The organism is Crocosphaera watsonii WH 8501, assembly GCF_000167195.1.
Taxonomy (GTDB): Bacteria; Cyanobacteriota; Cyanobacteriia; order Cyanobacteriales; family Microcystaceae; genus Crocosphaera; species Crocosphaera watsonii.
This window is the reverse complement of sequence record NZ_AADV02000071.1, coordinates 1-17,841: the sequence shown is the minus strand read 5'-3', so window position 1 is coordinate 17,841 and position 17,841 is coordinate 1. Positions and strand designations below refer to the sequence as shown.

The 17,841-nt window shown below is 37.1% G+C and carries 20 protein-coding genes, 1 tRNA gene and 1 pseudogene; 6 read left to right on the top strand and 16 right to left on the bottom strand.

Going from position 1 to position 17,841, the window contains the following annotated elements:
• Position 1: 1 nt before the first annotated feature.
• The 4 genes from CWATDRAFT_RS20725 to CWATDRAFT_RS20710 all read right to left on the bottom strand — a co-directional run bounded on the left by CWATDRAFT_RS20725 (position 2) and on the right by CWATDRAFT_RS20710 (position 2,441).
• Positions 2–553 carry a helix-turn-helix domain-containing protein gene (locus CWATDRAFT_RS20725; protein WP_007306861.1) on the bottom strand — a complete coding sequence of 184 codons (552 nt, stop codon included), beginning with the start codon at positions 551–553 and terminating at the stop codon, positions 2–4.
• The gene (locus tag CWATDRAFT_RS37460) at positions 514–765 is read right to left on the bottom strand and encodes a hypothetical protein (protein WP_042712021.1); all 252 of its coding nucleotides are present in this window, start codon (positions 763–765) and stop codon (positions 514–516) included. Before CWATDRAFT_RS37460 ends, CWATDRAFT_RS20725 begins: the two co-directional genes overlap by 40 nt.
• Positions 766–854: 89 nt before the next feature.
• Positions 855–1,862, bottom strand: a complete 1,008-nt coding sequence (gene ccsB, locus CWATDRAFT_RS20715; RefSeq protein ID WP_007306860.1) for a c-type cytochrome biogenesis protein CcsB — start codon at positions 1,860–1,862, stop codon at positions 855–857.
• Between the two features lie 36 nt (positions 1,863–1,898).
• Complete coding sequence (locus CWATDRAFT_RS20710; RefSeq protein ID WP_232287156.1) at positions 1,899–2,441, bottom strand: SH3 domain-containing protein; 543 nt, start codon at positions 2,439–2,441, stop codon at positions 1,899–1,901.
• A gap of 99 nt (positions 2,442–2,540) precedes the next feature.
• On the opposite strand from CWATDRAFT_RS20710, the gene CWATDRAFT_RS20705 reads away from it, so the two are divergent.
• The 3 genes from CWATDRAFT_RS20705 to CWATDRAFT_RS20695 all read left to right on the top strand — a co-directional run bounded on the left by CWATDRAFT_RS20705 (position 2,541) and on the right by CWATDRAFT_RS20695 (position 5,633).
• The gene (locus CWATDRAFT_RS20705; RefSeq protein ID WP_007306862.1) at positions 2,541–3,986 is read left to right on the top strand and encodes a bifunctional orotidine-5'-phosphate decarboxylase/orotate phosphoribosyltransferase; all 1,446 of its coding nucleotides are present in this window, start codon (positions 2,541–2,543) and stop codon (positions 3,984–3,986) included.
• Between the two features lie 57 nt (positions 3,987–4,043).
• Positions 4,044–5,108, top strand: coding sequence for a Holliday junction branch migration DNA helicase RuvB (gene ruvB / locus CWATDRAFT_RS20700; protein ID WP_007306863.1), 1,065 nt, complete (start codon positions 4,044–4,046; stop codon positions 5,106–5,108).
• A 72-nt stretch (positions 5,109–5,180) separates the two neighbouring features.
• The gene (locus CWATDRAFT_RS20695) at positions 5,181–5,633 is read left to right on the top strand and encodes a hypothetical protein (protein ID WP_007306864.1); all 453 of its coding nucleotides are present in this window, start codon (positions 5,181–5,183) and stop codon (positions 5,631–5,633) included.
• A 454-nt stretch (positions 5,634–6,087) separates the two neighbouring features.
• Here CWATDRAFT_RS20695 and CWATDRAFT_RS20690 read toward each other — a convergent pair whose 3' ends face one another.
• From CWATDRAFT_RS20690 to CWATDRAFT_RS20645, 10 genes are all read right to left on the bottom strand, one after another.
• Positions 6,088–7,149 (bottom strand): Gfo/Idh/MocA family protein, encoded by a 1,062-nt coding sequence (locus CWATDRAFT_RS20690; RefSeq protein WP_007306858.1) that lies wholly within the window; start codon positions 7,147–7,149, stop codon positions 6,088–6,090.
• Positions 7,150–7,268: 119 nt separating this feature from the next.
• Positions 7,269–8,486, bottom strand: coding sequence for an acetate kinase (locus tag CWATDRAFT_RS20685; protein WP_007306857.1), 1,218 nt, complete (start codon positions 8,484–8,486; stop codon positions 7,269–7,271).
• A 108-nt stretch (positions 8,487–8,594) separates the two neighbouring features.
• A tRNA-Trp gene (locus tag CWATDRAFT_RS20680) sits at positions 8,595–8,667 on the bottom strand.
• Between the two features lie 90 nt (positions 8,668–8,757).
• Positions 8,758–9,120 carry a 50S ribosomal protein L19 gene (rplS, locus tag CWATDRAFT_RS20675; RefSeq protein ID WP_007306856.1) on the bottom strand — a complete coding sequence of 121 codons (363 nt, stop codon included), beginning with the start codon at positions 9,118–9,120 and terminating at the stop codon, positions 8,758–8,760.
• Between the two features lie 60 nt (positions 9,121–9,180).
• Positions 9,181–9,798, bottom strand: a complete 618-nt coding sequence (cobO, locus tag CWATDRAFT_RS20670) for a cob(I)yrinic acid a,c-diamide adenosyltransferase (RefSeq protein WP_007306855.1) — start codon at positions 9,796–9,798, stop codon at positions 9,181–9,183.
• Between the two features lie 100 nt (positions 9,799–9,898).
• A complete protein-coding gene (locus CWATDRAFT_RS20665) occupies positions 9,899–10,492 on the bottom strand; it encodes a Maf family protein (RefSeq protein WP_007306854.1) in 594 nt (197 codons plus the stop codon).
• A gap of 24 nt (positions 10,493–10,516) precedes the next feature.
• A complete protein-coding gene (psbP, locus tag CWATDRAFT_RS20660) occupies positions 10,517–11,068 on the bottom strand; it encodes a photosystem II reaction center PsbP (protein ID WP_007306853.1) in 552 nt (183 codons plus the stop codon).
• Positions 11,069–11,211: 143 nt separating this feature from the next.
• Positions 11,212–12,114, bottom strand: coding sequence for a glycosyltransferase family 2 protein (locus tag CWATDRAFT_RS20655; protein ID WP_007306852.1), 903 nt, complete (start codon positions 12,112–12,114; stop codon positions 11,212–11,214).
• A 118-nt stretch (positions 12,115–12,232) separates the two neighbouring features.
• Positions 12,233–12,919 (bottom strand): 2-C-methyl-D-erythritol 4-phosphate cytidylyltransferase, encoded by a 687-nt coding sequence (gene ispD, locus CWATDRAFT_RS20650; protein ID WP_007306851.1) that lies wholly within the window; start codon positions 12,917–12,919, stop codon positions 12,233–12,235.
• Between the two features lie 50 nt (positions 12,920–12,969).
• Complete coding sequence (locus CWATDRAFT_RS20645) at positions 12,970–13,542, bottom strand: DUF1802 family protein (protein WP_007306850.1); 573 nt, start codon at positions 13,540–13,542, stop codon at positions 12,970–12,972.
• 126 nt (positions 13,543–13,668) lie between these two features.
• Between CWATDRAFT_RS20645 and CWATDRAFT_RS20640 the strand changes: the two genes are divergently transcribed.
• Genes CWATDRAFT_RS20640 through CWATDRAFT_RS20630 form a run of 3 tightly spaced genes read left to right on the top strand, consistent with a single transcriptional unit; the run spans position 13,669 to position 16,726 of the window.
• Positions 13,669–14,403: a nucleotidyltransferase family protein gene (locus CWATDRAFT_RS20640; protein WP_007306865.1), complete on the top strand. Its 735-nt coding sequence runs from the start codon at positions 13,669–13,671 to the stop codon at positions 14,401–14,403.
• Complete coding sequence (locus tag CWATDRAFT_RS20635; RefSeq protein WP_007306866.1) at positions 14,397–15,377, top strand: GHMP family kinase ATP-binding protein; 981 nt, start codon at positions 14,397–14,399, stop codon at positions 15,375–15,377. The genes CWATDRAFT_RS20640 and CWATDRAFT_RS20635 overlap by 7 nt, the downstream gene beginning before the upstream one ends.
• A 26-nt stretch (positions 15,378–15,403) precedes the next feature.
• Entirely contained in the window at positions 15,404–16,726 is a 1,323-nt protein-coding gene (locus tag CWATDRAFT_RS20630) for a recombinase family protein (protein ID WP_007306867.1), read from the top strand.
• A 98-nt stretch (positions 16,727–16,824) separates the two neighbouring features.
• Here the strand turns inward: CWATDRAFT_RS20630 and CWATDRAFT_RS20625 are convergent, their stop codons facing one another.
• Positions 16,825–17,319 carry a LysR substrate-binding domain-containing protein gene (locus CWATDRAFT_RS20625; RefSeq protein ID WP_007306849.1) on the bottom strand — a complete coding sequence of 165 codons (495 nt, stop codon included), beginning with the start codon at positions 17,317–17,319 and terminating at the stop codon, positions 16,825–16,827.
• An 86-nt stretch (positions 17,320–17,405) separates the two neighbouring features.
• Positions 17,406–17,841: pseudogene (locus CWATDRAFT_RS20620) on the bottom strand (HNH endonuclease); the annotation flags it as partial.

Sequence of the window (17,841 nt, the reverse complement as noted above, 5' to 3'; positions counted from 1 at the left end):
GTCAACTCAGCCGGACCATGTCCTTCTTTTGAAAAACGCCCACACTACGGGGGGAAATCTTTTCGACAATTCCTCTTTTTATGGCTTCATCCGCCAACTCTGAAGGTGTCCAATGGCTCACTGGTCTGTCTGATTTTTCACATTCTTCACAAGCGATCGCTACAATCTGGACTACTTGTTCGACCGTAAAGGATTTTGTTGTTCCAGGTCTTGGGCGATCGCTTAAAATTCCTTTGATCAAGACCATTAATGCTTTCTCCGTTACCTGTTGTTCTTCGGCGGCACTCAGTTTTTCTCTCTCCTCAAACCATCGCGATCGCCACTGACGCACTTGTACTCGGTCTAATTCTAATCTTCGACTAATCGAACTATTGCTCTCTCCTGATGCTGCGGCTAAGATTAGCTTGGCTCGTCTAACAAGGCGATAGGGGTTTGTTGTCCCTCTCACTATTTGTTGGAGTACTGTTTTCTGTAGGTTGGAGAGGTTAATTGGCAATGCTTTTATCATGGACATCAACTTCGAGATTCTTCCGTTAGTTTCATTGAAACACATTGTCGTGGCTGGTCACGAAAGTTTCTGTAAAAATCTGGTGGATTACTTTCGCCAAGCTGCACTAGTTGTACGTTTAAATAATGACGAATTTGCTTTAAAGCTTCTGTGGTTAGTTCTTTAAGGGTTTTACAAACTATCAACTTTTGGTTAATTTGATTAAGGTTACGAAGTTTCTCTTGTAATTTTTTTTTATCTTGTTGCGCCTGTGTCATAATAATAATGAGCAGAGGGGTTTATATATTTTTCTTTATCCCAGATTGGTAGAGACGTTTCATGCAACGTCTCTACAGAAGTTTAACTACTAAAAGAACCATCCATAAGAATGTAAACCTTTTCCTAATATATTAACCCCTAAATAACACACCCAAACCACCATAAAACCACTGGCGGCTAAAATAGCTGGTTTACGACCTTGCCAACCCTTGGTAATACGCGCATGAAGATAAGCAGCAAACACCAACCAAGTGATTAAGGCCCAGGTTTCTTTAGGGTCCCAACTCCAATAAGATCCCCAAGCTTCATTAGCCCAAACTGCCCCGGCAATAATACCAATAGTCAGTAAAGGAAACCCTAAACCAATAATACGATAACTAATATTATCCAAAGTATCAGCTAAAGTGAGGAGTTGAGGAGAAAGAGTAACCGGTTCAGACTTAATAGCAACGCTTTCTAAGACGGCGGTTCCACCAGCACCACTGCTTTGTACGACACTAACGGTAGGTTCTTCCTGGTTATCTTTAAATAAATCTTTTTTTAACCTATCTCGATAACCACCGGTTCCAAAGGAACTACCTTTGAGTTGGATGTCTTGGTTACGAGTCACCACCAAAAAGGCGATCGCTAATACAGATCCCACCATCAAAGTAGCGTAACTCAACATCATGACGCTAACGTGCATCATTAACCAGTTAGACTTCAACGCCGGAACTAAGGGGGCAGAGGTTTGCATTTCTGAGGGTAAAGTCAAAGCAGCAAAGGCAGTAATACCCATCGCTACGGGGGTTGTAACCACTCCAACGAGGTGACTACGACTCATTTGTTCAGCCACCAAATGAATAGCTGTTATACCCCAAGCTAAGAAGAATAAGGACTCATAGAGGTTGCTGAGGGGAAAATAACCCCCTTCTAACCATCGGGCCCCCAACAGAGTAGCCATACATAGATTAGCGATCGCCACTCCTGTGGTTCCCAGAGTAGGCAACCAGGTTAAACCCCGGAAGGCAGCCCCGGCCCAATAAATGAGCATGGTCAAGAATAATAAGAGAAAAGAACTATTATCGAGAAAATTTTGTAACGTAATTAAGTCCATATTGTTGAATTTTCCAATCAGAAGTTATTGTTGAGATTAACAGTAAGTTAAGGGGACAATGACAAAATCCCCTCTGATCCAGCCTATAGCTTGAGACTGAAGGAATTGAACTTTGATCCAAGGGATGCGATCTTGATCTGGCCCTGTTTCACATTCTAAGACTCTAATGCGATCGCCCACTAATCCATAACCCAACGAACCAGTAGAAATACTGGGGCCTTGGCGGAGGTTAATACGAGCATTGGGGTCATTGGCGGTTAAGATGGTAATATCTGTTTTGACAAAATACCCTCTGATCCAGCCTATGTCCCCTGATTTTACGAATTTTACCCTAATCCAAGGGACTCTCGGTTCATTCCCTGAGCCTTTCCTAAATTCTAACAAAGTAACTTGATCGTCGGGCAAACCATAGCCTAATAAAGCAGAATTGACACTAGGTTGAGAACGTAAATTAATGCGAGAATTACGGTCATTAGCCACTAAAACCGTCTGTTCTATGACTGTTTGTGTTAAACCGGGCAAAACCCAACTCAGAGATAGAGTTAACCCTAAACATAGTCGCAACCAGGAATTAATCATTGTTGTCCGTTGTTTGTTCATTATAGTTCAAGGTAAGAACAGGGAAAGGCAGATGATTATGGGGTAAAATCGGTCATACTCTCCAGCTAACTTCCTGTCATGAATTTTTTTGAGAAATTAACCCAACGGACCACTACCAGCAACAGTTTATTGATCCTTGGTCTTGATCCTAACCCAGAAATGATGCCTCAAGATCAGCATACCCATCAAGGACAAGAAAGTTTAATCCTTGCCTTAGAAACTTGGTTAAAATGGGTCATTGAACAAACGGCAGAGTTAGTCTGTGCTTATAAACCAACTTTAGGCTTTTATGAAGCATTGGGCAGCGAAGGATTAGACTTATTATTAAAAGTTATTCAGGTTATTCCTGATGATATTCCCATTATTTTAGACGCAAAACATGGGGATATTAATACCAGTACCGTCTTTGCTAAAACAATTTTTGAGAACTGGCAAGTTGATGCAGTAACGGTTAGTCCTTACGCTGGACAAGATCACATCGCTCCTTTTTTAGTTTACCCAGATCAAGGGGTTTTTATCCTCTGTCATACTTCTAATCCTGGGGCAGTTATTTTGCAAGAATATCCCACAGATGAAGCTCCTTTTTATTTACAAGTTATCAAAGAAGCGAAAACTTGGGCAACCCCAGAACAGTTATTTTTAGAAATAGGAACTACTAATTTAGAAGTAATTAAAAAAGTCCGTTATCTTGCCCCAGAAAGATTATTATTAATGCGGAGCATTTGGAGTAAAGGAAATGATATTCATGAGATACTTAAAGTTTCTCTAAACCCCATGGGACAAGGGGTACTGATTCCCATACCTCAAGATTTTTTAAAATCTAAAGACCTGAAAGAAAAAGTGAATAATCTCAATCAAGATATTAATAAATATAGAAAAAGTATTAGTCAAAACTTACAAAACTGTGAGCTTTGGAGTCCCAATGTTTGTTTACTTAATTCCCATCCTCATCAAGATTTAATTTTACAACTTTATGATATTGGTTGTTTATTATTTGGGGAATATGTACAAGCATCGGGAGCAACTTTTTCTTATTATATTGATCTGAGAAAAATAATTTCTCAACCCCAATTATTCCATCAAGTTTTAAATGCTTATGCTGATATTTTAAAAACTTTAAATTTTGAAAGAATTGCCGGAATTCCTTATGGTTCTTTACCCACAGCCACGGGATTATCTTTAATGTTACATCACCCGATGATTTATCCTAGAAAAGAAGTCAAAGCACACGGAACCCGTCGTTTAATTGAAGGGACTTTTCAATCAGGAGAAAAAGTGGTGGTGGTTGATGATATTTTGATTACCGGAAAAAGTGTTAAAGAAGGAGCAGAAAAATTAACCTCTTCAGGATTAATTGTTGAGGATATTGTTGTCTTTATCGATCATGAACAAGGGGTTAAAGATAAGCTTAAAGAAGATGGTTGTAACGCCTATTCTGTGCTAACTATTTCTGAAATAACGGAAACTTTATACGAAGCAGGAAGAATTAATGAACAACAATATAAGAGCTTTTTTAAACATTAATATTTGCTCTTTCGATAAAATTTAGTAAAATAAACAACCGAATCAGATCCTGAGAAAATGGCTATTAAACGCAATCAAAATCCTAACCCTCAACCCAAAAAACAAGAACGACTAACCAACACAAAAAAAAATCAAGTACAAGATAATTTAGAAGAGAGTATTCGTCCCCATTCTTTTGATGAATATATCGGACAAAAAGATCTCAAAGATGTCTTATCTATTGTTATCGAAGCAGCTAAAACCCGTAACGAACCAATTGATCATCTCCTATTATATGGACCACCTGGCCTGGGTAAAACCACAATTTCCCTCATTTTAGCCTCGCAAATGGAGGTTAATTGTAAAATTACGGCCGCACCTGCTTTAGAAAGACCAAGAGATATTACAGGATTATTAGTAAACTTAAAACCAGGAGATATCTTATTTATTGATGAAATTCATCGACTGAACCGTTTAACCGAAGAATTACTCTATCCTGCTATGGAAGATTATCGTCTTGATATCACCATTGGGAAAGGACAAGCTGCTAGAACTAGGAGTATTCCCCTACCTAAATTTACCCTAGTAGGAGCAACAACTAAAGTTGGGGCCTTAACCTCTCCCTTACGCGATCGCTTTGGACTGATTCAACGGTTAAAATTCTATGAACCGGAAGAATTAGCCTTAATTATTCAAAGAACGGCTAAATTATTAAATACCTCTATTACCGAACCAGGTTCCTTAGAAATTGGTCGACGTTCTCGAGGAACTCCCCGTATTGCTAACCGTTTATTACGAAGAGTTAGAGATTATATACAAGTGAAAAAATTTGAGAGCATTACCCAAGAATTAGCAGCGGAAGCATTAGATATTTATCAAGTAGATCCCCAAGGTTTAGACTGGACAGATCGCCTGATTTTAGAGACCATGATCAAACAGTTTAATGGGGGGCCAGTGGGACTCGAAGCGATCGCCGCGGCCACAGGAGAAGATGCAAAAACCATCGAAGAAGTCTATGAACCCTATTTATTACAAATTGGTTATCTTAATCGTACCCCCAGAGGACGAGTGGTGACAGCGATCGCTTATCAACATTTAGGTAAAACAACAGAAGAACAATTATCAATTTTCAATGAAGAGTAATTGAGATCACAGCGATGAGAGCAATTAACGGATACTATAGACCTAAAACTGATTTATTTTCGTTTATTGAAGATGAAGTCTAATATAATCATTTCTGCTCCTCATATTATTGTTCCTAACAACTATTGGACTCCTTTGTTGGGAGAAACGTTACGGGATGCTGGCCTAATCACAGAAGCACAACTACAAACTGTTTTGAGAGATAAACAAGAATACAAAGAGCAAAAAGTTGGTGAAATTTTAGCTTTACGAGGATGGTTAAAACAAGAAACAGTTGATTTTTTTGCCGAAGAATGGACAAGGTGTTTAGAACAAGGGGCTAAATATCCTATTGGGGAATATTTAAAACAGGCTGCTTTATTAAACCAAGAAAATATTGAATATATTTTATATATTCAAAAAAGACTTCCGATGAAGTTTGGAAAAATCGCTGTTAATGAAGGACTACTAAAAAAAAGAACTGTGAATTTCTTTCTTGAGAATCTCTTTTGTCAACCTTCTATTGACATTATCTTTTTAACCTAACTCAATTGTTTTGACTTCCTTGGAAATGACAGTTAAACAGATATTAATTCTCAAAACTGAACACTGATTGGTATAATGATTCAAGATTGATTATTGGAAATATCTCATCAGTCACCCTGTCAATAACCACAGTAAACTTAACAATTGGAATTATCAAGGTTCTGGTATTCTTGATAAAACACATCTTAGATTTTTTACCAAAAAACTTCTATCAACCTATTTAAAAATACAGGCTATAAAGTAGAAAAAATCGCCGGTAACGGTCCTTTGACTCTTAAAGATACAAGAAGTTTTAAAGGAAACATAATAGCAACCTTTAATATTCTCACCCTCAATATTTTTCAAGAATTTATCGCCAACCAATATATAATTTTAGCGAAATCAGCATCAAAATCTAAATCGGACGAGGTATCCAGAAAAAATCTTAATTTCTGATTACTCGTCTTCTTAATTTTCAGGAAACAGAAGGATTTAGATATTGATAGCTAACATCAGAGTTTTCCCAGACTTTACCATCTAAAGCCATTTGTTCAATGGAACTGGCTAAACGCAGGGCTTTTAAAGCCTGAGTCCCTCCTACAGAGGGTTGATCCCCTCCCCGCACACAATGAACAAAATGCTCTAATTCTGCGTGTAAAGGTTCTATCTTAGTGGTATGGACTTTTTCAATTAAGCCGTCCTGACGGTATAATACTTGTCCATAGTCGGTGCTATAGTTAGCTGTGGTTTGTCGGTGAATTAAAATATCGTTGTTAAGAAAATCCGCTTCGGTTAAACAATTTTTGCAGTGTGCTGCTAAACGGCGGATTTTACGATGAGTTACTTTACTAGCGGTTAGGGTAGCGACAATACCATTAGCAAACCCTAGTGTCGCGGTTACATAATCAAGATGACGAGAATTTGAGCCACAACTGCCACTGGCGGTTAACTTAACCACTGGTGATTTAACCAACTCTAATAATAAGTCAATGTCATGGATCATTAAATCCAAAACCACAGAAACATCATTAGCCCTTTGAGAATAAGGACTCATACGATGTGCCTCTAAGGCTAATACCTCTTCTGTTTTTAGGACTTTACTCAGTTCTTGGAAAGCAGGGTTAAAGCGTTCGATATGACCCACCTGCAAAATACCATGAGAACTAGCAGCCTGGTTAACTAAAGATTCAGCTTCAGCAATACTAGCAGCGATGGGTTTTTCAATGAGGGTGTGAACACCAGCTTGTAAACAGTCCATACCAACGGAATGATGCAAGCGAGTGGGAACTGCAATACATACTGCATCTACATGGGGAAGCAGATCCTGGTAATGTTCAAAAAAACGGACTCTATATTTACTGGCAATATCGATCCCCCGTTCCACATTGACATCAGACACGCCCACTAATTGCACATCTTTGAGTAGGCTAAGAATTCGGCTATGATGTTGCCCCATGTTCCCTACTCCGATAACACCAATACGAATGGGTTCAAAGGTGCCTCTTTGAGATTTTAGGGGTTGTTGTGTCTCTGACATTTTTCGGATCACTCCTGTAAACTCCTCCACCAAGTTTGATTGTCTCGCCTCTAGGTAATTTTCTTGATTGAGTCAATCATCCAAGATGGTAACACAGTTTGTCAAAATGTGAAGAAATTTTATTTTCCCGTGAACAGGTGCCAGCATTGTTGAGCGATCGCCCAATCTTCTTCGGTATGGATCACTAAAATGTTTACGGATGAGTCAACGGTTGCGATGTTTTGATCCACAGGGGAGGATTCATTTTTCGTTTTGTCTAATTTTAGTCCTAAAAATTCAAAGGCTTCACAGGCTTTTTCTCTGACTAAAGCAGCATTTTCTCCCACTCCTGCGGTGAACATTAAAGCGTCTAATCCCCCTAAGACGGCTAACATGGAACCGATCTGCGATCGCAGACGATGAATATACATATCAAAGGCTAATTGGGCGCGGGAATTATTTTCTTTGATTCCTTGTAAAATTGCTCGCAGATCGGCGGAAATGCCGGAAACTCCTTTTAAGCCGGATTCTTTATTTAGTAAGGTATTTAAGTCTTCGGGGGTTAGGGAATATTCTCGTATTAAATAGAGTAAAATAGCTGGATCAATGGAACCGCTACGAGTTCCCATCATCAATCCTTCTAGGGGAGTAAATCCCATGGTTGTATCTAAACTTTTGCCGTCTTTGATAGCTGTTAATGAGCAGCCATTACCGAGATGACAGTTAATTAATTTTAGGGAAGATAGGGGTTGATTTAAAATTTCGGCTGCACGATTAGCACAATATTGATGACTAATACCATGAAATCCATAACGACGAATTCCTTTATCTACCCACTCAAAGGGAATAGGATAAGCTGCATTTTCTAAGGGAATGGTCTGATGAAAAGCTGTATCGAACATGGCCACTTGAGGCACATTTCCTAAGACCTTTTCTATGGCTTCTATCCCTTGAATATGTGCCGGGTTATGATTGGGAGCAAGGGGAATTAATTCTGCAATTTTGGCTTTAACTTCGGGGTTTATTTTGGTAGCTTCAGTATATTTTGTTCCCCCATGAACCACTCTATGACCCACTATATTAATATCACTCAATTGTTCAATAACTTTTGTTTCTCCTGCGATTAAAGTGGCCAGCATTTTAGGAATTGCTTCTGCTTTATCCCCATTATTAATGGTTATTTTTTGTTTAAAATTATTGGCTTTTACTGTTAATATCCCGTGATCTTTAGCTACAGTCCAGTCAATATTTCCTGTCCATAGGGGTTTGGGGGGATGTTTGGGTAGGATGTTTTCTTCTATATTATATAAACAGGTTTTTTGACTGCTCGATCCTGCATTTAGTACCAAAATTTTCATTATCAAATCCCAGTAAAATCATCTTTTCATCATACCCCGATAATTGGTCAATTAATACCAGTTCGCTAGAGTAGGGGTTAACGGCCGTTAACCCCTACACATTCTTAACACGCCCTGGAGGACTTGAACCCCCGACATCAGGTTTTGGAGACCTGCGTTCTACCAACTGAACTAAGAGCGCATGGTATAAGACTATGCTTTAACCCTTAACTATTATAGCGCACCTTGTTGCTTTTTTTGTGAGTTATGTGCGCTATTTTCCAAGTTTTTTTTAAACGGGACGGTCAAAACGCTGACGAATTCTGGTGGCTTTACCCACGCGATCGCGTAGATAATATAGTTTTGCCCGACGGACTTTACCACGACGAATAATTTTAATATCGGCAATGCGTGGAGAATGGAGAAGGAAAACCCTTTCTACCCCTACCCCTTGGAAAGTTTTTCGTACAGTTATGGTTTCGTTGATACCACCGTTACGCATGGCAATAACTGTGCCTTCATAGGGTTGAACTCGCTCTTTTCCACCTTCTCGGATACGCACCCCGACTCGCACTGTATCCCCAACATGAATAGTTGGTAGGTCATTCTTGATATATTCCGATTCTATGTCTTTGATAATTCCTTGAGCATTCATGGCCTTTGTAAAAATACACAATTTCCTATTTTAGCCTAACTTTAAGAATAAATCAAGTTCTTAGAATTCAATCCCGGGTTGAGCCTTGATTCCTTGTTCTTTGAAAGGATGTTTAATCAATTTCATTTCTGTGACTAGATCAGCGACTTCAATTAATTCTGTTGGCGCACCTCTTCCTGTTAAGATAACGTGGGTTTGTTCTGGTTTTTGTTTAAGAGCTTCGACTACAGTTTCTACCTCTAAATATCCTAATTTTAAGGCTATATTTACCTCATCAAGTAAGACTAATTGATAGTCAAGATTATTGATAAAAGAAACTGCTTTCTCCCAAGCTTGTTGGGCTTTGAGAATATCTCTTTCTCGATCTTGGGTGTCCCAGGTAAAACCTTCTCCCATGGCTAAAAATTCCAGTTGGTTTTCCCACTTACTTAAAACCGCTTTTTCAGCAGGTTCCCAGGCTCCTTTAATAAACTGAATAATAGCCACTTTATAGCCATGGCCCAGGGAGCGCATCACCATTCCTAAGGCGGCGGTGGTTTTTCCTTTACCGTTACCTGTGTTAACAACAATTAGTCCTTTTTCTTTCGATGCTTCTGCAAGACGTTTTTCTTGAACTTCTTTCCGTCTCTGCATTTTTTGTTGATATTTTTCTGGGGAGAGATTAGTATCGGTGATCATGTTAATAAGTGACTCAATATGTATTAAATAACTGAGGAGTAATGCCCTCAGTAACGATATTAATCAGAAGTTTACTGTTAATCAAATTAATTTTACAAGACTACCAAAAACTTTTAATAGAGTAGTCTAATTTTTGTAACATTTTTCTTAACAGTGGTAAACTTAAACCAATGACATTACTGTGGCAACCTTCTATTTTTTCAATAAACAAACTTCCTTTCCCCTCTAAAGCAAAACTTCCGGCACATTTCAGGGGTTCTCCTGTGTTAACATAAGCTTCAATGGTCTGGTTATCGATATCAGCAAAATGAACTTTTGTGATGCCACAAGACAACAAAGTTTTTTGTTTTTTCCCATCTAAAAGTGCATGACCGGTGTACAATTCTCCGTAGTTATTTCTCATGATTTGCCAACGGGTGATCGCTTCTTCTGGGGAGTCTGGCTTCCCATAAATTTTACCATCGATAGCTAACACAGAATCACACCCTAATACTAAACAATTTTCATACTGTTGAGCGACAATTTCTGCTTTACACTGTGCCAGAATCTGTACTAATTTAAGGGGGTTGGTTTCTGTGATTTGAGACTCATCATAATCACTAGAACAAACAATGGGATCTATGCCTACGGTTTTAAGCAGTTTCAGACGGGCAGGGGAAGCGGAAGCAAGTACAAAAGGGGGAAATTGTGTCATTTTTTTGTCCAGCTATAGATATAATTAATAGACTGAAAAGGAATTGACTGAAGTTTCAAATAAGTTTTTAACTTTACCCCAACGTTTTTGTACAGTTGACAGATTAAAGGTGAAAAGTTTACCACGACTCACAGCAATACTGGCAAGATTGTGGCGTTTTTCTTGATTGGGTAAGGTTACTTCATATTCTAACTTATAGTAAGTTTTTCCTTCTAATTCCCGTGATTCAGCATTAATTAAATCTACTTCACGGTCATTTTCTACATCATTATTTATTCGTTTTAATAAATAATAGCCCACTTCTGTCGGTGTTCCTAATGAAGCTAATGTTTTTTCTTTGTCTACATCGCTGACTATAACGCTTAAGTTTTCACTCTCCTCAATGATATCTCGAAAAACGACATCAAGCCCTTGAGAAGACTGCTTGACATCGACTCCAGCCCAACCGTTAGGGTAAAGGAATTGATAACCATCAGCAGCATCGACATAGCTTTGTAAACCACCTACACCTACGGAGCAACTAATTAAGCTTAAACTTATTAATGTAAGGACAAGTATTCTTAGTGACTGATACATAGATTTTTCAAAATTCGATTACACCCATTGTCTCATTATCACGGTCATCTTGTCATCTTTATTTACACCCTGTTGTTGCTCATGGGTTTTTATAACCAGTCAATCTCTTGAGCTTTTTCTGATAATTTGGCTGTTTTTTGTCCTTAACTTCTAGCCTGGAAATTAAATAAATCAATGGGCATTTTTATTAAATCAAGGGGAGTGGCTTTACCTTGTAAAATTTTAAGACTATCTCTGGGTATTTCTTTCAATAGCCAACGTGCGCAGCGATAAATAGCTTCTTTTGTCGTGAAATCTCGCATTAAATCAACCCCATATAATTCGTGTAAATAAAGATTAGAACGGCCATAACGTTGCCATTGACTTTTCAATTCTTTAAAGTTAGAACGATGGCGATGACGAATAATTCCCTTGGGGGCAAAGGTTAATTTATAGTCTGTTTCTTGTTGAATTCTCCAGCAAATATCGGCATCTCCTCCTGTGGTTAAATAGGGACGAAATAAACCAATCTTTGTGAAAATAATGCGTCTAACTCCTAAGTTTGCTGTTTGTCCGTAGGGTAAAAAAGGATGTTCTAATAAGAATTTTTGGGACAATACACTATTTCTTTCTGCATATTTTTCTAAAAAACTATTCCCTGGTAGTGCATCAATTTCTCCCACGACGATTCCTATTTTTTCGTCAACAAATGGTTTAACTAATTCTTCAACCCAATTATTTAATGGTCGACAGTCGGCATCGGTAAAGGCTAATATTTTCCCTTTTGCTTGGCGAATTCCTTGATTACGGGCAGCATAAGAACTTTGAATATTGTTCTCGTTTAATACTTGGAAGTTAATGCCTATTTTTTTAGCTTCAAGGGTTGCTTGATTCAGAATTTTAGAGGTATCATCTTGACTATTATTATTGACCAATAAATATTCTACTTTGTCTTTAGGATAGGTTTGTTCTTGGATACAGTTAATTAAATCAGGTAAGTCTTTTTGTCCGTTATAGATAGGCACTATTACAGAAACTTGAGGTAAAATTTTTTGATTTTGCTTCATAATCTTTTTTAACTTTAGTTAGTTGATATATAGTGTTTCCATTTGAGTAGTCAATAGTTTAACACAAGTCTTGTATTTATTACAGCCTGGAAGGCTGTGCTACTGATTTTGATACCATTTATTGTGTCAATCTTTGTTTTAAAATAAACTCGGCGATCGCTAAATCTACAGGGGTAGTTACTTTTAAGTTTGTTTCTTCTCCTTGAACAATTTTGACTGGTAATTGACATTTTTCAAATAAAGCAGCATCATCGGTTACTTGCCAACCCATTTGATAGCCTTTTTCATGACTTTCTTTTAATAGATTAACATCAAATCCTTGGGGAGTTTGTGCGGCCCATAAATTAGAACGTTTTGGAGTATCTTTAATAAATTGTTTACTATCAACAATTTTAATGGTATCTTTAACAGGAATAGCAGCAATTAACCCTTGACAATTTAAAAGTTCTTCTGCACATCTATCGAATAAATTAGGGGTTACTAAACATCTTGCCCCGTCGTGAATTAAAACGTTTTCCGCTTCTTTTGGTAATGCTTGTAAACCGTTATAGACAGACTGTTGACGGGTTTCTCCTCCTGAGATTAATTCCACGGGTTTGTTAAGAGAAATATTCTCTAAGATATTTTTAAATTCAGGGAAATCGTAGGGTTGTCCTATAATACCAATCCACTCAATTTTTTGTGCTGTTTCTGCTGCGAGAAGTGTCCAACTTAATAAAGGTTTGCCTAAAAGATTAAGCAATAGTTTATTGCGTTCGCTTCCCATTCGTTTACCCATTCCTGCTGCTGGAATTAATAGATACATACTCTAAAAATTTCATAACTAACTTATTATATTGTACCAAAGAAGTGACCTTAAGCAGAACTAATAATTTTCCTGATTTCTTTGAGTTTTTGATGATAGTTATTGTCATCCATTGCGCCATAACTTTCTGCTAAGGAAATATGGTTATTGAGTTTAATCCAAGAACCACATCCACCATAGGTTTTGTCATAAGGAATAATCACAGGTTTAGGTAACAAAAAAACACGCAATAATAAAACAAAAAGAGGTTGTCTCTGTTTCCAGTTAAATCGTTCTTCCACAAATTTTTCTGTCCAGATATGATAAGAATAAAGTTGCTTAATTATTGAAAAATCTTGGACTTGAAAAATATTAGTAATATTAGCCCAACTACTAATTTCAATAGTTTCAGGATGCCAACCCGAGGGGACAGGATTGACAAAAGCAGTATAATCTGATTTTAGTAGATGGGGTTTTTGATGTTCATAAGTAGGGTATAATAAAATGGGGTTATGATTAACTTGAAACTGTCCTGAAATTTCTTTGATACCTCCTTTACGTAGGAGTAAAATAGTCTGACCTTTTTCCAATGCTTTAACAGCAATATTCCACTCTTTTAAAGCAAAACTTAGGGTAGTTAACATAAGATAAAATACTCAAAAATGATTATTGATTATTGAACAATAATTAAAGGTAATTAATGCTACAATTAGATAGGTTTTCATCAAACTTAATCCAATAACAACTCCATATTGTTCTAAAATATATCTATGAATAATATTGCCGCCGTAATCTTAGCCGGAGGATATGGAACTAGACTTAAACATCTACTTCCTAATATTCCTAAACCCATGGCCTCCGTTGTCGATAAACCTTTTTTAGAATGGATAATTTGTTATCTTAAACAACAAGGAATTACCCAACAAATCATTTCCACTGGCCATCTAGGAGAAGTGATTGAGGAACATTTTAAAACCCATCAGGTCAAGGGGGTAGACATCAATTGTTGCCGTGAAAATGAACCATTAGGAACAGCAGGAGGGTTTATCAATGCAGTGCAACAAGTTAAGTTATCTCCTAAAGCATGGTTAGTAATGAATGGGGACTCTTTAATTGTAGCTAATTTTGACCAATTAGTTAATTATCTAGACGATCAAGAAGTTGGATGTGTCATTTTAGGGGTAGCAGTTGATGATGCTTCCCGTTATGGTTCCCTAGTTTTTGATCAGTCAAACACCCTGATTAACTTTGCTGAAAAACAAGCTGGGAAAGGTGTTATCAACGGCGGTGTTTATCTATTTCGCCATGATGTTTTAGGACAGTTTCCTTCGCAGTTTACCTTGAGTTTTGAATACGATGTTTTCCCTACTTTACTAGAGAAAAATATTTGCATTAAGGTACATTCTGTTGAGGCACCATTTCTAGATATTGGAACTCCAGAAACCTTACCACAGGCTGAAACGTTTATCAAAGAAAACTTTACAAATTTGTTAGAACAATGTTAATTTCACGTGCGCCAGTTAGGATTAGTTTTTTTGGAGGAGGAACAGACTATCCAGAGTATTTTTTACACCATGGAGGTGCTGTTTTAGCTACAGCAATTGATAAATTTTCTTACGTCACAGCTAGTTCTTTTCCTAGTCATTTGTTTGACTATTTAATTCGAGTTTCTTACCGTAAAGTTGAGTTAGTCAAAACTGTTGAAGATATCGAACATAAAGTCTATCGTGAATGTTTAAAATTTTGCGGTTTAGATAAAGATATTGAACTCCACAATGTAGCCGACTTACCAGCATTTACGGGTTTAGGTTCATCTTCTGCTTTTACGGTATCATTATTACAAGCATTACATAGTTTTAAAGGAGAGTTTATTAAACCCTTAGACTTAGCCTATGAAGCTATTTATGTCGAACGTCATCTAGTTAATGATCGAGTCGGTTGTCAGGATCAACTAATGTCAGCTATGGGAGGGTTTAACTTAGTTGAATTTAGGACAGAGGAAGATATTGCTGTTAACCGTGTGGCTATTTCTCCCCAAAGATTAGCAGAATTTGAATCCCATATTTTCATAGTTTTCACAGGAATTAAAAGAAGGGCTTCTAAGGTTGTTGAAAAACAGTTAAAACGGGTTGCTGATAATACAGAAACACTCAAACAGATGAGAAAAATGGTGGATCAAGGTTGGAATATTTTGACCAGTAATCAATCTTTATCCGCTTTTGGTGAATTATTAGACAAAGCTTGGGTAGCCAAAAGAAGTCTAGATACAGTCATTTCTAACCCAGAAATTGATAATATGTATCAATTAGGAAAAGAAGCAGGGGCTTGGGGTGGTAAACTATTAGGTGCTGGTGCAGGGGGTTTTATGCTGTTTTTTGCACCCCCAGAAGTTCATCCTAAACTAGCAAAAGCCTTTGCTAATCATCAGGTACTTTCTGTTAAAATTAATGCCCCAAGTTCCCAAATAATTTTTTCCTAGCTTACTGAAAAATAAAGGTTACTGATATGATCATTTTTGCCTATTTTTATCGTGAACCTTTACTAGAATCAGATTTAGAAATATCTATTGATAACTTAAAAATAGACAGATTTTATCATGATTTAGGAGGAAGAAATGAGTTAGAAAAACTACTCAAAGACTGTGAAAATATTGCTCCCAATTATCTGTTAATTCGTCAATTAGAAGAATTAGGAGATAATTCTCAAGTTGTCAAGTCTAATTATCAAAAATTAACAAATATAGGAATAAAAATTATTATTTTAGATGAGGTTAAATTAAATAATTTAGAGGGACTAGAATGGTTAGAAAATGTAAGAGAGATTGATATTAATAACCCTGAAATTTTAGAAAGTATCGACAAGAATAAAAGAGATTTATCCCTTAAAAAGGGACAAGCTTTAAGACGAATCAAAGATTTACCACCCCCAGGAAAAGCACCTTATGGATACCGCAGAGGAAAAGAATGTTATCTTATAGATCGTAGTACAGCACCTATTATCAAAGACTTTTTTGAACAATTTTTGTTATTTGGTTCCTTAAGAGGTGCTGTTAATTATTTAGCCAAAAGATACGGCAAAAAAATATCTGTTTCTACAGGAAGTCGCTGGTTAAAAAATCCTGTTTATCGGGGAGACTTAAGATATAAGAATAATGAAATTATTTCTAATACTCATTTACCTATTATTTCAAGAGAAGAAGCGGCACAAATTGATAGATTATTAGGAAGGAACAGAAAATTATCCTCAAAAACCGCCAGTGCAAAATATTCTTTAGTCGGTTTAGTTAGTTGTCAAAAATGTCATAACTCAATGATAATTAATCAGGTAACACAAAGAAACAAAAAAAAAGAATATCTCTATATTCGTCCTCAAAAATGTCCGATTACCCCTCCATGTAAGGCGATTTCTTATCAAGAAGTTTTAGCAAAAACTATTGACTATATTTGTGATCATTTTCCCAATAAAGTTAAAAACTTTGATCCTAAACAAATAGAAATTTATAAAAATGATATTCAAAATAAAATAGCAGAAAAAATCGACATTATTGATAAATTATCATCTTTAGTTCAATCGAATATTCTTGATGAACAAACAGCACAAATTAGACGCTATAACTTAAACATAGAAATTAGTAAATTAAGTTCTCAACTAGAACAACTACCCCCAGAGAACTTAAAAAATATTGCTGAAGCTGTTTCCTTACCCAGATTTTGGCAAGACTTATCAGAAGCAGAAAGACGATTTTATTTTAGAGAGTTTATACGTCAAATTTATATAGAACAAACCTCTAAAACAGAATGGAGTTTAGAAATTACTTTTATTATTTAATTCATAAATTAATTAAGTTGCTACTTTCATGGGCGAATTATTAATTCCAGGAAGTGGTCAATCGATCTGCGATCGCTTTGATTTTTAAGCGATCGCAATTAATTAGTAGATAAGCTATTATTCTTCTCGCGAGCTAGGTGCAAGAACGCACGAATGTAATCGATTTCCGCTTCATTATCGCGAATGCCAAGGTATATTTGTTTTTGAACCCTTTTAGCTCCAAGAGCAACTGGAGCGACTTGAAACCGCTCGGAAACCTCCTCAACGAGCCACCGAGGTAGAGCAGCCACACCTCGCCCACTCTCAACCATCTGGAGCATGATATCGGTATTCTCAATCATTTTGTGTTCTTTGGGATATATTCCTGCTGGGGACATAAACTGTGAGAAGATATCTAGTCTGTCAATTGATACTGGATAGGTAATCAGAATTTCTTTAGACAAATCGAATGGAGTTATAAAATCCAAACCGTATAGTTTGTGGGACTTCCCTACCACAAGCACTTGCTCGTAATCAAACACCGGCTCAAACAGCAATTTTTTTTTAAAGAGGGGATCGGGGGTAACAAGCATATCGATCTCGTAACCAAACAATGATTAGGGGTCGAAGTGGTAGTCACCTACCACGACTCCCATTCCGAACCGTGCATGAGACTTTCACCTCACACGGCTCTCGGCAATTAGTCCTTTGTCATAGGTACTGTTAACACATCGTCTTTCCATTCATAGCCATTTTCTAACCAATCGTAGAGGTAGTCATTTTTGCTTTTGACATCATGACAGTGACGATGTAGAGCTTGAAGATTGTTGTAGGTATCCTTTCCACCTTTCGATTTGGGGATAATGTGGTCAACTTCTATCAAGTCTTCAGGTGTAAAGTATTGCTTACATTGAGGACATATACCTTTTTGTTTCTTTAAGAGTTTTGCGACTCTTGTTGGTGTCCCAGAATATGTACCTCGTCTTTTGCTCCAGTAAGTCCAGTTTCCGTCATAGGGTGAAGCTTCAGGTTTAACCCATGTGTGTCTCAATATTCCTGTTTCGGCGTGGTGATAGAGGACTGCTCCTTTTGTTTGGATGTCCAGAATCCGTGTGGTACCGGCTCATTTTCGGGGA

Excerpts from the sequence above, each read along its gene's own strand:
- CWATDRAFT_RS20630 (WP_007306867.1), top strand. The coding sequence starts at position 15,404 with ATGATCATTTTTGCCTATTTTTATCGTGAACCTTTACTAGAATCAGAT.
- cobO (WP_007306855.1), bottom strand. The coding sequence starts at position 9,798 with ATGATCACCGATACTAATCTCTCCCCAGAAAAATATCAACAAAAAATG.
- ccsB (WP_007306860.1), bottom strand. The coding sequence starts at position 1,862 with ATGGACTTAATTACGTTACAAAATTTTCTCGATAATAGTTCTTTTCTC.
- CWATDRAFT_RS20725 (WP_007306861.1), bottom strand. The coding sequence starts at position 553 with ATGTGTTTCAATGAAACTAACGGAAGAATCTCGAAGTTGATGTCCATG.
- CWATDRAFT_RS20690 (WP_007306858.1), bottom strand. The coding sequence starts at position 7,149 with ATGTCAGAGACACAACAACCCCTAAAATCTCAAAGAGGCACCTTTGAA.
- psbP (WP_007306853.1), bottom strand. The coding sequence starts at position 11,068 with ATGTATCAGTCACTAAGAATACTTGTCCTTACATTAATAAGTTTAAGC.
- rplS (WP_007306856.1), bottom strand. The coding sequence starts at position 9,120 with ATGAATGCTCAAGGAATTATCAAAGACATAGAATCGGAATATATCAAG.
- CWATDRAFT_RS20665 (WP_007306854.1), bottom strand. The coding sequence starts at position 10,492 with ATGACACAATTTCCCCCTTTTGTACTTGCTTCCGCTTCCCCTGCCCGT.
- ispD (WP_007306851.1), bottom strand. The coding sequence starts at position 12,919 with ATGTATCTATTAATTCCAGCAGCAGGAATGGGTAAACGAATGGGAAGC.
- CWATDRAFT_RS20705 (WP_007306862.1), top strand. The coding sequence starts at position 2,541 with ATGAATTTTTTTGAGAAATTAACCCAACGGACCACTACCAGCAACAGT.
- CWATDRAFT_RS20710 (WP_232287156.1), bottom strand. The coding sequence starts at position 2,441 with ATGATTAATTCCTGGTTGCGACTATGTTTAGGGTTAACTCTATCTCTG.
- CWATDRAFT_RS20655 (WP_007306852.1), bottom strand. The coding sequence starts at position 12,114 with ATGAAGCAAAATCAAAAAATTTTACCTCAAGTTTCTGTAATAGTGCCT.
- CWATDRAFT_RS20645 (WP_007306850.1), bottom strand. The coding sequence starts at position 13,542 with ATGTTAACTACCCTAAGTTTTGCTTTAAAAGAGTGGAATATTGCTGTT.
- CWATDRAFT_RS20685 (WP_007306857.1), bottom strand. The coding sequence starts at position 8,486 with ATGAAAATTTTGGTACTAAATGCAGGATCGAGCAGTCAAAAAACCTGT.
- ruvB (WP_007306863.1), top strand. The coding sequence starts at position 4,044 with ATGGCTATTAAACGCAATCAAAATCCTAACCCTCAACCCAAAAAACAA.
- CWATDRAFT_RS20695 (WP_007306864.1), top strand. The coding sequence starts at position 5,181 with ATGAAGTCTAATATAATCATTTCTGCTCCTCATATTATTGTTCCTAAC.
- CWATDRAFT_RS20635 (WP_007306866.1), top strand. The coding sequence starts at position 14,397 with ATGTTAATTTCACGTGCGCCAGTTAGGATTAGTTTTTTTGGAGGAGGA.
- CWATDRAFT_RS37460 (WP_042712021.1), bottom strand. The coding sequence starts at position 765 with ATGACACAGGCGCAACAAGATAAAAAAAAATTACAAGAGAAACTTCGT.
- CWATDRAFT_RS20640 (WP_007306865.1), top strand. The coding sequence starts at position 13,669 with ATGAATAATATTGCCGCCGTAATCTTAGCCGGAGGATATGGAACTAGA.